Annotated in this window: 9 protein-coding genes; 6 read left to right on the top strand and 3 right to left on the bottom strand. The window is 72.3% G+C overall.

The window, feature by feature from the left end:
• Positions 1–56: 56 nt before the first annotated feature.
• Positions 57–617 carry a hypothetical protein gene (locus tag ACMCNO_RS18870; RefSeq protein ID WP_412750760.1) on the bottom strand — a complete coding sequence of 187 codons (561 nt, stop codon included), beginning with the start codon at positions 615–617 and terminating at the stop codon, positions 57–59.
• Positions 618–873: 256 nt separating this feature from the next.
• Between ACMCNO_RS18870 and ACMCNO_RS18865 the strand changes: the two genes are divergently transcribed.
• Together ACMCNO_RS18865 and ACMCNO_RS18860 are read left to right on the top strand one after the other, a co-directional pair.
• Complete coding sequence (locus ACMCNO_RS18865) at positions 874–2,850, top strand: SpoIIE family protein phosphatase (RefSeq protein WP_412750759.1); 1,977 nt, start codon at positions 874–876, stop codon at positions 2,848–2,850.
• 121 nt (positions 2,851–2,971) lie between these two features.
• Positions 2,972–4,807 carry an alpha/beta hydrolase gene (locus ACMCNO_RS18860; RefSeq protein WP_412750758.1) on the top strand — a complete coding sequence of 612 codons (1,836 nt, stop codon included), beginning with the start codon at positions 2,972–2,974 and terminating at the stop codon, positions 4,805–4,807.
• 72 nt (positions 4,808–4,879) lie between these two features.
• Here the strand turns inward: ACMCNO_RS18860 and ACMCNO_RS18855 are convergent, their stop codons facing one another.
• Complete coding sequence (locus ACMCNO_RS18855) at positions 4,880–6,085, bottom strand: FAD-dependent monooxygenase (protein WP_412750757.1); 1,206 nt, start codon at positions 6,083–6,085, stop codon at positions 4,880–4,882.
• 317 nt (positions 6,086–6,402) lie between these two features.
• Here ACMCNO_RS18855 and ACMCNO_RS18850 point away from each other — a divergent pair, with 317 nt between their 5' ends.
• From ACMCNO_RS18850 to ACMCNO_RS18835, 4 genes are read left to right on the top strand one after another with little or no spacing between them, the layout of a single operon-like run.
• Positions 6,403–8,475 carry a PIG-L family deacetylase gene (locus ACMCNO_RS18850; protein WP_412750756.1) on the top strand — a complete coding sequence of 691 codons (2,073 nt, stop codon included), beginning with the start codon at positions 6,403–6,405 and terminating at the stop codon, positions 8,473–8,475.
• Positions 8,476–8,517: 42 nt separating this feature from the next.
• Positions 8,518–9,543, top strand: a complete 1,026-nt coding sequence (locus ACMCNO_RS18845) for a hypothetical protein (protein WP_412750755.1) — start codon at positions 8,518–8,520, stop codon at positions 9,541–9,543.
• Entirely contained in the window at positions 9,540–12,407 is a 2,868-nt protein-coding gene (locus ACMCNO_RS18840; RefSeq protein WP_412750754.1) for a stealth conserved region 3 domain-containing protein, read from the top strand. Before ACMCNO_RS18845 ends, ACMCNO_RS18840 begins: the two co-directional genes overlap by 4 nt.
• Positions 12,404–13,519 carry an acyltransferase family protein gene (locus ACMCNO_RS18835; RefSeq protein ID WP_412750753.1) on the top strand — a complete coding sequence of 372 codons (1,116 nt, stop codon included), beginning with the start codon at positions 12,404–12,406 and terminating at the stop codon, positions 13,517–13,519. The genes ACMCNO_RS18840 and ACMCNO_RS18835 overlap by 4 nt, the downstream gene beginning before the upstream one ends.
• Positions 13,520–13,635: 116 nt before the next feature.
• Here ACMCNO_RS18835 and ACMCNO_RS18830 read toward each other — a convergent pair whose 3' ends face one another.
• Positions 13,636–15,000 carry an MFS transporter gene (locus ACMCNO_RS18830; RefSeq protein WP_412750752.1) on the bottom strand — a complete coding sequence of 455 codons (1,365 nt, stop codon included), beginning with the start codon at positions 14,998–15,000 and terminating at the stop codon, positions 13,636–13,638.
• Between the last annotated feature and the right edge of the window lie 25 nt (positions 15,001–15,025).

Here is a 15,025-nt window from a genome sequence, read left to right as displayed (position 1 = left end):
GGAGCGCGGCCGGGGCCTTTTCCGCTGCGTGCCGGGAATCCGGCCCGTTGTCCGGATCAGCCCCCGGAGGATCCGCCGATCGTGGAGCCGCTGCGGCCCACGACGTTCGTCTTGATCGTGCCGTTGCCGACCTTGCCCGTGCCCGGGAGCCCGAACGACCTGCGGGCCGCCCGGTCCCCGGCCGGGAAGCTGTCGCCGCCGTCGAGCAACGAGCCCGGCGGCAGGCCCCGGGCGTACCCGGCGGAGTGCCACAGGAAGTACGTCCCGGACCCGTCGTCGTCATCGCAGTACTCCTCGTCGACGACCTCCCCGTCCTCGTCGGCGCAGTAGAACACCTCGTCGGTGGCCTCCTCGCCGTCATCCACCGAGCCGGAGACGTCGGAGCCGCTCGTGCCCGCGCCGTCGGCGCCGACCGGGTCGGACAGATCGTCGTACACCTGGTAGCCGGTGGTGTCGGCCGACTCCTGGTCCGACGGGCTGTCGCAGGCGGCCGTGCCGCCCGCGGCCAGGGCGAGGAACGCGGCGGTCAGGACGACCTTGCGGGAGGTCAGCCGGCGACCGGACGCCGGCATTCCCGGCCCGGCCCCAGGCCGGGTCCGACCACGTTGGTCCGGCACCTGCGGACTCCCTTCGGCGGTGGCGATGCACGACCGGTTGTAGCAGCAATGATCAATACCTGGTTCAGCCGCGACCTGCCGTCCCGCCCGTCAGGCCGTGGGATTACCCGGGGCTCGCGACGGTTCGCACGGGCGCTGTGTCGTGATAGGAACGCGGGTACCGCGGCCCGCACTCGGCGCGGTCGTCCGCCGGCGTGCCGCGTTCGCCGGGCACGGGCGACCGGTGGATCGGTGGAGGCTCATGTCCGGTATGTCGATGCGTGACTGGGACTGGGCGGGCGAGGTCGGCGACGCCGACACCGTACGGGCGGTCTTCGACGGGATGCCGGTCCTGCTGCTCGGCATGGCGGGCCCACAGCACCGGATCGTGGCCGCCAACGCCGCTTTCCGGGCGTTGACCAGGCGCAGCGGGCAGGTGGGCCGGACCGTCGCCGAGGTCTTCCCGGAGATGCAGGGCCAGCAGGTCTACGAGATGTACGACCGGGTGTACCGGACCGGGCAGCAGCAGGTGGCCCGGGAGTGGCACGTGCAGATGGACGTCGAGGGCGTGCTCACGGACGGGTACTACGACTTCACGGTCACCCCGTGGCGCGGCCCGGACGGCGAGATCGTCGGCACGACGCTGGTCAGCCAGGACGTGACCCAGCGGGTCCTGGAACGGCAGGCCGCGCAGGAGCGCGCCGAGGTCGCCGAGCGCCGGTACGCCGCGGCCCGCGACACCATCGTCGCGCTGCAACGGGAACTGCTGCCGGCCGGGCTGCCCGTGCTGCCCCGCGCCCGGCTGGCCGCCACCTACCTGCCCGCGGAGGCGGACACCGCGGCCGGCGGAGACTGGTTCGACGCCGTCACGCTGCCCGGCGGGCGGGTGGCACTGACCGTGGGAGACGTGGTGGGCCACGGCGTCGCGGCCTCGGCGGTGATGGGGCAGCTGCGCGCCGTCCTACAGGACCGGTTGCTGGGGGACGGGGACATCGCCGGGGCGCTGGCGGCGGCGGACCGGCTGGCACGCCGGACGCCGGGGGCGCGGGCGGCGACCGTGTGCGTGGCCGTGCTGGATCCCGGCGACGGGGCGGTGACGTACTGCACCGCCGGGCATCCGCCGCCGCTGCTGATCTCCGGGGACGGCCCGGGCCGGTACCTGCCGTCGACCGGTGCGGCTCCGCTCGGCGGTGACGCGACGTTCCCGGTCGGCACCGCCCGGCTGGCCGAGGGCGACCTGCTGGTGCTGCTCACCGACGGGCTGATCGAACGCCCCGGCCGCGATCACGGCGGCAGCCTCGTCGAGACGGCCCAGGTCGCCGCGGACGCCGCCGCCGACCGGGTGCTGCGTGGCTCCGGCCTGTCGGCGGTGCAGCGGGTCTGCACCCAGACCCTGGAACTGCTGGTACGGCAGGCCCCGCACGCGGACGACGTCACGATGCTCGCGGTGCAGCGGGTCCCGTCACCGGCGCCGCTGCGGCTGCAGGTGCCCGCGCGGCGCGGGGTGATCGGGTCGGCGTACCGGGCCGTCGGGCAGTGGCTGGCGGAGCTCGGCGCGGGTGAGCACGATGTCTCCGCGGTGCGTCACGTCGTGGCCGAGCTGGTCACCAACGGCGTCGAGCACGCGTACGCCGGTCGGGCGGCGGGCGAGATCAGCCTGATCGCGGAGCTGGAGACGGACGGCGCGGTCCGGATCGAGGTGTCCGACGAGGGGCACTGGCAGGAACGGCCGCCCGCGACGAGCGGACGTACCGGCGGTCTCGGCCTGATGCTGGCCGACCAGCTCGTCGACTCCGTCCGGCTGCGTCCGTCCGCGCACGGCACGACCGCCGAGATCCGGCACTGCCTGAGTACGCCGGGCCGCCTGCTCACCCTCGACGAGGTCTCCGCCGGTGCCCCGGTGCCCCGCCCGACGCACGATCCCGACCTGCTGCTGATCCTGGACGAGCCGTACGGTGCGGGGCCGCGCGTCCGGGTCGACGGCCCGGTCACCGCCGCGACCGCCGGGCAACTGGCCGCGGACCTGCAGCGGATGACCCGGCACGGAACCCGCCCACTGACCGTCGACCTGACCGGTGTCACGCTGCTGTCCAGCGCGGGCGTCGCGGTGTTGCAGGCCGCCCTGCACCGCAGCCGCGACCATGACGGGCGCCTGTGCCTGTACGCCGCTGCGGGCAGCCCGGCGCAGCACATCCTCGCGCTGACCGCGCTGGCACACACATCGGCCGATCCCGGTGACCCCGTGGCCGGGTGAGCCCGGCCGGGTGCGACGGGATTCCCGCACCTCACCGTGCGGGCGACTGCATACCGCGAATGCCCTCCGCCGCGGGCGCCACCGGGTACGTTCGCGACATAGCGAGCAGAAAGGTCCGCGCATGTCCCTGCGTCCCGGAGCCCTGCTGTCCGGCATGCCCTCGCGCCGCTCGGTCGTGCGACTGACTTCCGGAGTCGTCGCGGCGGTGCTCGCGGTCGCGCTGGCCGCGCCGGTGTCGCCCGCGGCGGCAGCGGGCGGAGCCCGGCCGGACCGCACCAGCGCGGTCGAGGCCCACCGCGTGGACCGGGTGCCCACCCCCGGCCTGGGCTGGTACCACTGCTTCGACTACGCCGAGTGCGCGACCGTGCACCTGCCCCTGGACTACGACCAGCCCGCGGGCGCCCAGGTCGAACTGGCCGTGTTGCGGGTCAAGGCGCGCGACCAGCGGCACCGGATCGGCACGCTGTTCGTCAACCCGGGCGGCCCCGGCGGCCAGGGCACCGCGATCGCGTACTACGCGCCGTTCTTCCTGGGCGACGGCGTCCTCGACCGTTTCGACATCGTGGGCTTCGACCCGCGTGGCATCGGCTTCAGCGACAACGCGCAGTGCTTCCGGTCCGCGCGGGAGCAGGACGCGGTGCTGTCGGGCCTCAACGTCCCGTTCCCGTTCACCCGTCCGGAGGTGACGGCGTATGTCGCCGCCGCCGAACAGTACGGCCGGGCGTGTTCCAGCACGGGCCGCCCGCTCAGTGACGCGATGTCGACCGCGGAGGCCGCGCGCGACATGGACGTGCTGCGGCGTGCGGTCGGTGATCAGAAGCTCACGTATCTGGGCTTCAGCTACGGCACCGCGCTCGGGCAGTACTACGCCAACATGTTTCCCGACCGGGTCCGCGCGCTGGCGCTCGACGGGGTGATCAACCCGATCTCGTGGACCGGCACGGCCGCCACCCGGGACATGATCCTGGACGACCGGCTGCGCTCGGCCGACGGGGCGTACAAGGCGCTGCACGAGATCCTGGTGCGCTGCGACCGGGCGGGCGGCACGGCGTGCGTGTTCGCGGTCGGCGACCCGGTGGCCAACTTCGCCCTGATCGCCCGCCGCCTCCGCGCGGCGCCGCTGGTCTACGACGATCCCGTGTTCGGGCCCACGACGGTGACCTACGCCGACTTCGTCGCCTTCACCCTGGCGAATCTGTACGACCCGGGTGGCTACGACAACATCGTCACCGCGGCGCGGGACCTGCTGGTGCTCACCGAGCCACCGGCCGGCACGGACGCGGCAGCGCGCGGCCGGGCCCGGCACGCGCTGACCCGGCAGCTGCACCGGCTGCGGGACCGGATAACGGGCCGCGACTTCCCGTACGACAACAGCCTCGACGCGTTCCTCGGGGTCACCTGCACGGACACCCGGAACCCCCGGGACGCGGCGTCCTGGCCCGCGCGGACCGCGGCCTCCGACCGGCGCGCGCCCTATTTCGGGCGGGCTTGGGCGTGGAGCACCGTGGGGTGCGCGCGCGACACCTGGACGGTGCGTGACGAGGACGCCTACACCGGCCCGTTCGACCGGCGGACCGCCGCCCCGGTGCTGTTCGTCGGCGACTACTACGACCCGGCGACCAACTATCTGGAGGCGGTCGGCGCGAGCCGGCTGCTGCCGGGCAGTCGCCTGTTGTCCAGCGACAGCTGGGGGCACACCGCGTACGGCACGTCGGCGTGTGTGACCGACGCGGTGGACGCGTACCTGCTGCGGCAGGAGCTGCCCCCGGCCGGGACGGTGTGCACCGGCGACATCCAGCCCTTCACCGGGGTGCCGCCCGCCGCGCAGGCCGCCGCCACCCATCCCGTGCCGAGCACCGGCGGGTTCACCGTCCGGCCGCAGCCCGCGCGGAACGCCCCGAAGCATCTGCCGCCGGTGAGCCCGCGCATTCCGAGCATCGCCCCGCCCGGGCGCTGACCGGCACCACGCGGATCAGGCGCTGACCGGCCGGACGCTGACCGGTACCGCGCGGATCAGGCGCTGACGGGCTCAGCCGTACCGTTTGAGCCGCACCGCGGTCAGCGCGCGGACCGGGCCGCCCTGCAGTGAGAGCAGCCGCCGCTGCACGGGCGCGGGCAGCCTGGGCAGCAGCCACGCCGCCCGCGGCGTCAGCCACGCCTGCTGCGCGGTCCGCGGGATCAGCGTCTTCATCATGGCGGGCCCCATCGCGTGCCCGCGCCGCACCAGCTCGCCGATCTCCCGCTCGTACGCCGCGAACGCTTCGGCAAACCCACCGCCCGCGGCCAGCAGCTCGCCCGCCAGCACGTACGCGCCGACCACCGCGGTGCTGGTGCCGCCGCCGACCGCCGGCCCGGGGGAGTAGCCCGCGTCGCCGACCAGGGTGACCCGCCCGCGCGACCACGTGTCCATGACCACCTGGCTGATCGAGTCGAGGTAGAAGTCGTCCGCCGCGTCCAGCTCGGCCAGCAGGCGCGGCACCTCCCACCCGTCGCCCGTGTACGTCTGCCGGAGCAGCGTTCGCTGCCGGTCGAGGTCGCGGTGGTCGTAGCGGAACTCCTCGGCGCGCCGGAACAGGAAGGTGGCGCGCGCCGCCCCGGTCTGCCAGACGGGGTAGATGCCCGCCAGTTTCCCGGGCGCCAGGTAGGTCAGCATCCGGTCGGCGAGCCGCAGGTGGTTCGGCACGGTGTACACCGCGAGGTAGCCGCCGATGTAGCGGCGGAACTGCCCGGCGTCGCCGAAGGTCAGCCGCCGTACGTTGGAGTGCAGGCCGTCGGCGCCCACCACCAGGTCGAAGGCACGGTCGGGTCCGCGTTCGAAGCTGACCCGGACGCCGTCGGCGGTGCTGTCGATGGCCGCGATGGAGTCGCCGAAGACGTACTCGACGTCGTGGCGGGTCGCGTCGTAGAGGATCGAGGCCAGCTCACCCCGCATGACTTCCACGTGCCGGTCGGCGATCGCGCCCACCAGGCCGCGCATGTCCACGTCGATGGGCCTGCGGCCGGGCCGCACGAACGAGATCTGCTCGGTCCGCGTCCGTGCGTCGATGACCGCGGGCAGCAGTCCCATCCGGTCGACCACGTCGACCGCGGGGCCGAACAGGTCCACGGCATGCCCGCCCAGGCCCCGGCGCAGCTGCGGCGTGCGCTCCACCACGGTCGGCTCGAAACCGAACCGGTGCAGCCAGTACGCCAGCGTCGGCCCGGCGACGCTGGCGCCCGAAATGAGCACCTTCACGCCTGCACCGTACCGCCGGGGGATCGAAAGGCGATCAAGGCATCCGGTACGGAAAGCCTGCTGACCGCCCTGATTGCCCCAATTGATCAACCAACTGAAGGTCTGTCATGGGCTGCCCGATCATGGTGATCACTATTTGCCCGGTCCTCCTTTCGCTGTTAACCTTCGGCGCACTTCTGCCGCTGTCGCCCGCCTTGGTGGGCGACAGCTCGGCTATGTCCCCAGGACCAGCCGTGCGGAAGAAACGGGGAAAGGGGATCTGGTCCTGTGGCTAGCGGAGGCTGCACGGCTGCTGACAGCCGTGGATGGCGGCTTGAATGGTGACCAGACGACGGATCTTCACCGCGAGTGCGTTGACGGCTGCCGGGCTGGGCGGTGCGGCGCTGGGCATCACCCAGTTCTTCAGCCGCAAGTCCTCGGCCGGACCGGACAACGCCGCGCGGCACCTGCACATCACCGCGCATCCGGACGACGACCTCTACTTCTTCAACCCGGACGTGCACCAGGACGTCTCCGCCGGGACCCATTTCCTGGGCATCTGCCTGACCGCCGGGGAGGCGGACGGCCGCAACTTCCCCAGCGGCGACGCGCGGATCAAGGACCAGCCGGTCCGGTTCAAGGACTACGCCGCCGCGCGGCAGAACGGCCTGCGAGCCGCCTGGGCGCGGATGGCCGTCGGTGACGCGGCCAGCCCGTGGCGGCGCGAAGCCCGCACGGCACGCACCGGCGCGCCCGTCGAGGTGGCGACGCTGATTGCGGCACCGCACGTCCAACTCATGTTCCTGAATCTCTGGGACGAGGGTGCCAAGGATCCCGACTTCGGCAAGGGCAACCTGCGGGTGCTGTGGACGGGCAAGGAGCCGCAGCAACCCACCATGCAGCCGACCGGCAGCCCGATGACCGGCGGGTTCCTCCACACGCGACAGACGCTGGTGGACACGCTCGTCGAGCTGATCACCGAGTTCCGGCCCGACTGCATCCGGTTGATGGACCCGGACCCGGACTTCCAGGTACACGACGCGGCCCACCCCAAGAACTCCGACTCCGGCGCCTTCTCGGACAACGACGACCACACCGCGGCCGCGTTGTTCAGCTGGACGGCGATGCAGGAGTACTGGCGGCGCGGCAACGCCGGCGTCGCGGACAGCTACCGGGGCTACTACAACCAGCGCTGGCCGCAGAACCTGCGCAAGGACGCGTACACCGAGAAGCTCGACCTGCTCGCCACGTACGGGGGCGGCGACGGCCGGCCCTGCACCGACCCGGTCGGCTGCGGCGACCTCAAGCTCGGGAACCGTGCGGCCTCCCGCGGGTACGGCTGGAGCACCACCCACCGCTACGGCACCAGCGTGACCTGGGCTCACCCCGCCAAGGACGGCGCCCTGAACGTGTTCGCGGTCCAGGGCGGACGGGTCGTGCACTGGGCCGAGGAGAGCTCCGGATGGCGCTCCGGTGCGGTGGTGGGCGGGGACGGCCTGCTGCCGTACCTCACCGTCGAGAACAACGCGGCCGGCGGGCTGCAGGTCTTCGGGATCCGGATGGCGCCGTCCGGCGATCCGCATCAGCAGGTCCGGGAGCTGGGCACGTTCGCGCAGCCCGGCCCGGGCGCACCCTTCGGCGCGTGGACGGCGCTCGGCAACCCGCACGACGGCGAGCGTGACCCTTCCCGCCGGCGCCGGATCGGCATGCCGGCGGTCGGCCGCTACGCCGACGGCCGGCTGGCGGTGTTCGTCCGCAACGGCGGCACCGGCCTCAACGCCCGGATTCAGGACGCCGGCGGCCGGTGGCTGCCCTGGGCGGATCTCGGTGGGTTCGACACCCAGGACGGCCTGTCGGCGGTCACGGCGGCCAACGGCCTGATCGAGGTGTACGCCTCGACGCACACCGGCGTCCTGCGCTGGTATCAGCAGCGCGCCGACGGGCCGTGGCTGCGGCAGCCGCTCAAGATGCCCGCCCCCGCGGCGCCGCCGACCGTACGAGCCCTGGCCGACGGCCGGCTGGTGCTGCTGGTCCGTGAGGGCGAGAGCACCGACGTGCTGGCGTACGTGCAGCGCGCCCCCGGCGACTGGGACCTCCAACCGCGGCGGCTGGGCAGCGACGGCGGGTTCGGTCCGGTGGCGGCCGCCCTCGCCCCGTCCGACGGCCGGTTGCTGCTGGCCACCCGGAACAACCGCGGGACGGTGAGCGTGCGCTCCACCGACGGCTCGGCCACCGGCGACGGGTGGGCCAAGGTCGGACTCGCGGTGTTCCACTCCGCGGCGGTGGCGGCCGACCGCCAGGGCCGCCCGGTCGTCGTCGCGCTCCAGCGCGACGGGCAGCCACGGGTGCGGCGCCTGGTCGCCGGCCGGTGGCAGAGCGAATCTCTGCAGCGCGCGGCGCGCCATGGCTGACCGCGCCATGGCTGACAACGCACCGAAGGACAGGGCAGACACGTGAGCACGGCTTCGACAGAACCCCTGTCGCAGCGCGTCGGCAGGACACTGCGGGCCGGGCCCGCGCAGACCCTGCGGACCGCCCGGCGGCAGGTGAACAGTGCGGTCCAGACGCGCGCCCGGCGGGCGTGGTCCGGGCTCGCGCTGCGGATGGCGCGGATGGCCGCGGGCACGGTCGCGCAGACCACCTTCGTCGGTGTCCTCGACGGGCACACCCTCAACCTGCAGGCGGTCCTGCCCGGCCTGGACGCGGCCCCGAGCTCCGTGGAGGTGCAGTTCCGCAAGGACGGCACCGTCCACACCGCCGCGCTCACCCTGTCGCAGGACCCCGACGACGGCCGCTGGCTCGTGGAGGGGACGATCGTGCTGGGTGATCGACCCGGCGCGGTCCGGCTGGACGGGGGCGTCTGGCAGCTCGGGGTCCAGGTGACACTGGCGTCCGGCCAGAGCCGGCGGCTCACACTGCGCCGCCTGACCGCGGCGCCGCCCGGCCGCCGGGGACCCACCATGCTGGTGCCGCCCTGCCCGGACACGGGCACCCGGTACCGGCCCACGACGTCGGCGTTCGGCGTCTGGCAGCTCACGGTACGGCCGGGCCGGCCCCGGGCGGAGGTCGTGCGTCTCGCGGTCGAGCTCGGCGGCACCGAGATCGTCGGGCGGTTCGTCGGGGTGGCGGACAGCTCCGACGCGGTCGCCGAGTTCACCCGGCGCGCCGACGGCGCGACCCATCTTGCCGCGGTCGACATCACCGGGCAGCTCTTCCGGATCACCGCGCCGCTGGCCGCCATGGTGCCCGCCGCGGGCGGCAAGGAGATCTGGGACGTACGGATCCGGATCGCCGACCGTCACCACCTGCGGGTCGGACGGTGCCTGCACGATCTGACGAACCTCGGGCGGGTCCTGCGTACCTACGAACGACGAATTCTGCTGCCGAGTGGACCGGTGTTCCACCTCCGGCCGTACTACACCTCAGCGGGCAGTCTCGCGCTCGCCTGCACCAGCGCCGATCAGGGAGTCGCCGCATGAAGATCACCTTCCTGCTCAACACGGCGGACGCCATGGGCGGCACCGAGCGAGCCATCTTCACCCAGGCCGAGTATCTGGCCCGGGGCCACGAGGTGGAGGTCATCAGCGTCTTCCGCACCAGCCGGGAACGCTTCTTCGAGGTCGACCCCCGCATCACCGTGCGCTACCTGGTCGACTCCGTCGGCGCGGTGCCCCGACCCACCCGCGAGACCAGCCTGACCGAGCAGCAGTGCGCGGCCCTGGCCGCCGCGGAGAGCCGGCTGATCTCCAAGCGCTGGGAGGTGTCGTTCCACCGGCTGGCCGAGATGGAACTCGAGTACGCGATGCGGACTCTGGACACCGACATCCTCGTCTCGTCGTCGCCCGCGCTCATGGCCGGTACGACCAGCTGGGCCCCGCCCAGCGTGGTGACCGTGCACCAGGAGCACCGCCCCTCGCAGCTGCGCGGCGGCACCGGCGAACCGCTGTTCCAGTTCGCTCCGCGGCTGGACGCGCTGGTCGTGCTGACCGAGCGGACCCGGCAGTGGTTCGAGGACAGCATGCGCGAACTGGCCCCGCGCCTGGAGATCATCGGCAACGCGCTGCCGCCCGGCTACCGGCCGAAGTCCAGCCGCACGACCCGGGTCGTGACGATCGCCGGGCGGGTGGTGCCGGAGAAGCAGATCGACCAGGCCATCCGGGCGTTCGCGCCGGTGGCCGAGGCGCACCCGGACTGGATCCTGCGGGTGATCGGCGACGGGCAGCAGCTGCCCGCGCTGCGCCGGCTGGCCGAGAGCATCGGGATGAACGACAACGTCCAGTTCATCGGCTCCACCCAGCACATGGCCGAGGAGTGGTCCAAGAGCAGCATGGCGCTGCTCACGTCCCGCGACGGCGAGGCCCTGCCGCTCGTGCTCATCGAGGCGTTCACCGCGGGCGTGCCCGCGATCGCCTTCGACTGCCAGACCGGTCCGGCGGAGATCATCACCCACGGCGAGAACGGCTTCATCGTCGGGCCGGGTGACGTCGACACCCTCAGCGAGTCCATCCTGCGGCTCGTCGAGGACGAAGAGCTGCGGCATGCGTTCGGTGCCGCGGCGTTGCGCGCGGCCGAGGCGTATGCCCTGCCCACGATCATGTCGCAGTGGGTGGACCTGTTCACCAGCCTGCTGCGTGAGCGCGACGAACCGGCGCGGCTGGCCCGCAAGGCCGACCGCCTGGCCGCGTGGACGGCCGCCACCGGAGGGTCCGGGCTGGCCCCCGCCGCGCCCCGCCCGGACCGGCCGATGTTCCAGCGCACGGCGCGCGAGATCGAGCGCGCCGTGGCGCAGGCCGACGACCGCCTGGTGCGCTCGGCCGGCCGCCTGTCGCTGGAGTCGGACGACCTGATGCCCAACGAGGTCGCCGAGCGCAATCTCGGCCTCGTCGCCGACGTGCTCGACCGGCACGACATCACGTACTGGCTGATCCGGGACCACGGTGTCCGGGTGCGGCTGGCGATTCACGAGCGGGACCGTCCGGCCACGCTGGCCGCGTTCGCCGAGGATTTCGTCGAGTCCGCGGTGTACACCGAGCTCGTCACCACCAAGGGCGTGGTCTCCGGTGTCACGCTGGCCGCCCTGGCGGGCTCGTCGGAGGAGGGGGCGAAGGCTGGTGGTCTGCGCGTCTTCCAGCCGGTGGTCACCTCGTCGCGGACCCTGCGTTACGGTCCCGCGTACGGCTGCGACGTCGAGTTCTGGCGCGACGACGAGATCGGTGACGGCAGCCTGCGCCCGTTGCGCCGGACGCTGATCGGCGATGTCATCCCCGCCGCGGTGGCCGCCTCCGAGTCGACCATCCAGGTCGCGGAGCGGACGTATCCGACGCTGGCGGCGTTCAACGAGACCCTGGTCGCCGACGTCGACTTCCCGATCGACGTCGTCTACACCTGGGTGGACGGCGACGACCCGGCGTGGCTCGAGCGCAAGTCCGCGGTGCTGGAGAAGCTCGGCCGGCCGCCGGTCGACGCCGCCGGTGCCGCCGCACGGTTCTCCAGCCGCGACGAGCTGCGCTACTCGTTGCGGTCGCTGGCGATGTTCGCGCCGTGGGTGCGCAAGATCTGGCTCGTCACCGACGACCAGGTGCCGAGCTGGCTGGACACCGACAACGAGCGCCTCCAGGTGGTCAGCCACAAGGAGCTGTTCGGTGAGCGGGGGGTCCTGCCGACCTTCAACTCGCACGCCATCGAGACCCAGCTGCACCACATCGACGGGCTGGCCGAGCACTTCCTGTACTTCAACGACGATGTCTTCCTCGGCCGTCCGGTGCAGCGCAGCGCGTTCTTCTCCCCCAACGGGGTGGCGAACTTCTTCATGTCCCCGACCGCGGTGCCGCTGTCCCCGCTCACCGACTCCGACGACTTCAACTTCGCGGCGGGCAAGAACAACCGCGCCCTCATCCAGGAGGCGTTCGGGCACACGCTCACCCACGCGTTCCTGCACACCCCGCACCCGCTGCGGGTGAGCGTGATGCGCGACATCGAGGAGCGTTTCGCCGAGGCGGTCGAGCGTACGGCCGGCAACCAGTTCCGGTCGATCACGGACATCGCCGTGCCGTCGTCGCTGCACCACTACGTCGGCTACTTCACCGGGCGTTCCGCGCGCGGCTCGCTGCGGGTCACGTACGTGGACCTGGGCGATGCCACCCAGCACCCGCGGCTCACCCAGATTCTGACCACGCGCGGCTATGACGTGTTCTGTCTCAACGACACCCACCACGGCGTGGTCTCGGACGCGGAGCGGGCCCAGGTCGCGCGGGTGTTCCTGGACAACTACTTCCCGGTGGCCAGCGAGTTCGAGCGGGGCAGCGGCCGTAACCGCATCATGCGGGAACGGGTGGAGCCGTGACGGCGACCGCGGCGCCGCCGATCGCCGAGGCGGTGGCCGCAGCGCCCCGCGAGCGGCCGGGCCGGGTGGCGGTGCTCGACGGCCTGCGGCTGCTGGCCGCGGTCAGTGTGATGTGCTACCACTACCTCGCCCTGCCCGACGGATGGGGTGAGCAGGCGCGCGAGGTGTTCCCGCACGCCTATCTGCCCGCTGCCTACGGCTGGCTCGGCGTTCAGCTCTTCTTCCTGATCAGCGGATTCGTCATCTGCATGAGCGCCTGGGGCCGGGGGCTCGGCAGCTTCTTCACCTCGCGGGCCTCGCGGCTGTATCCCGCGTACTGGACGGCGGTCCTGCTCAGCGCCGTGGTGCTGACCGTGTGGCCGCTCACCCATTCCGCGCCGCGGTTCGGTGATGTGCTCACCAACCTGTCGATGGTGCACGAGCCGCTCGGCGTCGACAGCGTCGACGGGGTGTACTGGACGTTGTGGGTGGAACTGCGCTTCTATCTCCTGTTCGCGCTCGTCGTGGCCTGGCGGGGACTGACCTACCGTCGCGTGGTGGCGTTCTGTCTGCTGTGGACGGTCGCGTCGGTGGTCGCGGAGGCCGCCGACAACCGACTCGTGACCGTGGTGGTGGACCCGCAGTATTCGGCGTATTTCATCGCCGGCATCGCCTGCTTCCTGATGTACCGCTTCGGGCAGAGTCCGCTGCTGTGGGCCATCGTCGGCATCTCGTTCGTCATCGCCGAGCACCAGGTGTGGGTGACTTTCACCAACGTCGAGGAGAACATCGAGCACGACCTGCCGAACTGGCCGGTGCTCGTCATCCTGGCGGGCTGCTTCGTGTTGATCGCGGCGGTCGGGACGGGCGTGTTGGACCGGGTGCGTGCGGGCTGGCTCACGGTCGCGGGGGCGCTGACCTACCCGCTCTACCTGGTGCACGCGGAGATCGGCTGGGTGATCATCCGCGCCGCCAAGGATTCGGTCCCGCCGGCCGCTCTGATCGCTCTGCTGGCAGCCGGAATGGGCGTGCTGGCCTGGCTGGTGCACCGGCTGGTGGAGCGCCCGTTCACGCCGCTGGTGCGGCGCACCCTGCTGCGGGAACTCGACCGCATCCGCGACAGCCGGGCCTGAAGCGTCGCGGCCCCGCCGTGGCCGCCGGGGGTGGGGCGCTGGTGCGTCCGGGCCGTGCGGCGTCTCCACGGTCGCCTGAGGGCGGCGCATCGCCTGCTGGACGGGGCCTGCCGGCCTCAGCGGATCGGGTCGGGAGTGTGGTCCGGCACCGGCCCGTCCGTGGTGATCAGCGAGGGCGGATCGACCGGGCTGCCCTCGTCCGGGTCAGGGTTGGAGGCGCGGGCGTCGGCCAGCACCTCGGCCGGGACGTGCGCCTCGAGGAACCGTCGGGCCATCCGGGTCGACCGGTGCACCCCGACGGTGGCCACCACGATGATGCCGGCGATCAACAACCAGCCGGCGGCACCCCAGTTCATCGCGAGGAAGGTGTACACCGCCGGCGCCCACACCTTGCCGAGGGTTCCGCTCAGGTTGGCGGCCCCCTGGTAGGCGCCCCGCTGCCGCGGGTCCATCAACTCGGCCTCGAACGTCCAGTTGGCGGCGGAGAGGTAGAGCTCGGCCCCGGTCACGGTGACGTGCCCCAGCCAGACCAGGGCGATCGTGACCCAGCCGATGGTGTCGTGGGTCGCCAGCGTGATCAGGCAGGAGATCACGAAGAAGACCGACGACACCCGGACCGCCCGCAGCGCGGTGGGGATGCCGTCGACGCCGCGTGCCGCGGCCATCGGCAGCAGGACGCACATCACCGTGTTCGTGCCGAACAGGAAAGCCAGCAGCACCCGGGGGGCGTCGGTCTTCTCGACCAGCCACAGCGGGATCACCACGTTGAGCAGTACCTGGTTGGTCCAGAACACGCCGACGAAGAAGTTCGTGAGGAGCCAGCCGGGGTTGCGCAGCGGTCCCGGCCCGGGGATCTTCACCTTGCGGTCCTCGGGGGTGCGGTTGTCGTGCGCGGCCTGCGGCAGCCGGATGACGGCGGCGGCGTTGACCAGGAAGACCACTGCGGTGAACCAGGGCAGCGAGTGAAGGACGACGTTGGAGTGGAACGCCAGCGCGATTCCCCCGACCAGAGCGCCGAGGGTGAAGCCGAGGTTGAGCGCGGAGTACATGTAGGCCCGTGACTTCACCCGCTCATCGGGCGGCAGGACGTCGATCGTGTACGCGGCGTACGCGGTGCCGCCGAGGGCACCGATGACCTCCATGCCGACGGCCATGGCGACGTAGCCGTGGAAGTCGGTGACGAAGGGCCATACCGCGAACATCGCCGCCTGCCCGGCCGAGCTGACGGCCCACATCTTCTTCGGCCCGAAGCGGTCGACCAGCTTGCCCATCGGCCAGGCCGCGAGGAATGCGGCGATCCCCGCGCAGGTCAGGCCGAGACCGACCTGGGCGGCGGACAGTCCGACGATCTGGGTGAAGAAGACCGCCGAGCCGGTCGCGAAGGCACCCTGACCGAGGGCGAACAGCAGTGACTGGACGGAGAGCCGCCCGGCCAGAACCGACGGAGGGCGCAGTTGACGGACGACGGCGGCGAGGATCACCTGGAGATTCTCCGGGTCCGGGTCA

The sequence above is a fragment of the Krasilnikovia sp. M28-CT-15 genome, assembly GCF_047159595.1.
In the GTDB taxonomy this organism is placed as follows: Bacteria; Actinomycetota; Actinomycetes; order Mycobacteriales; family Micromonosporaceae; genus Actinoplanes.
This window is presented reverse-complemented; position numbering and strand designations above follow the sequence as displayed.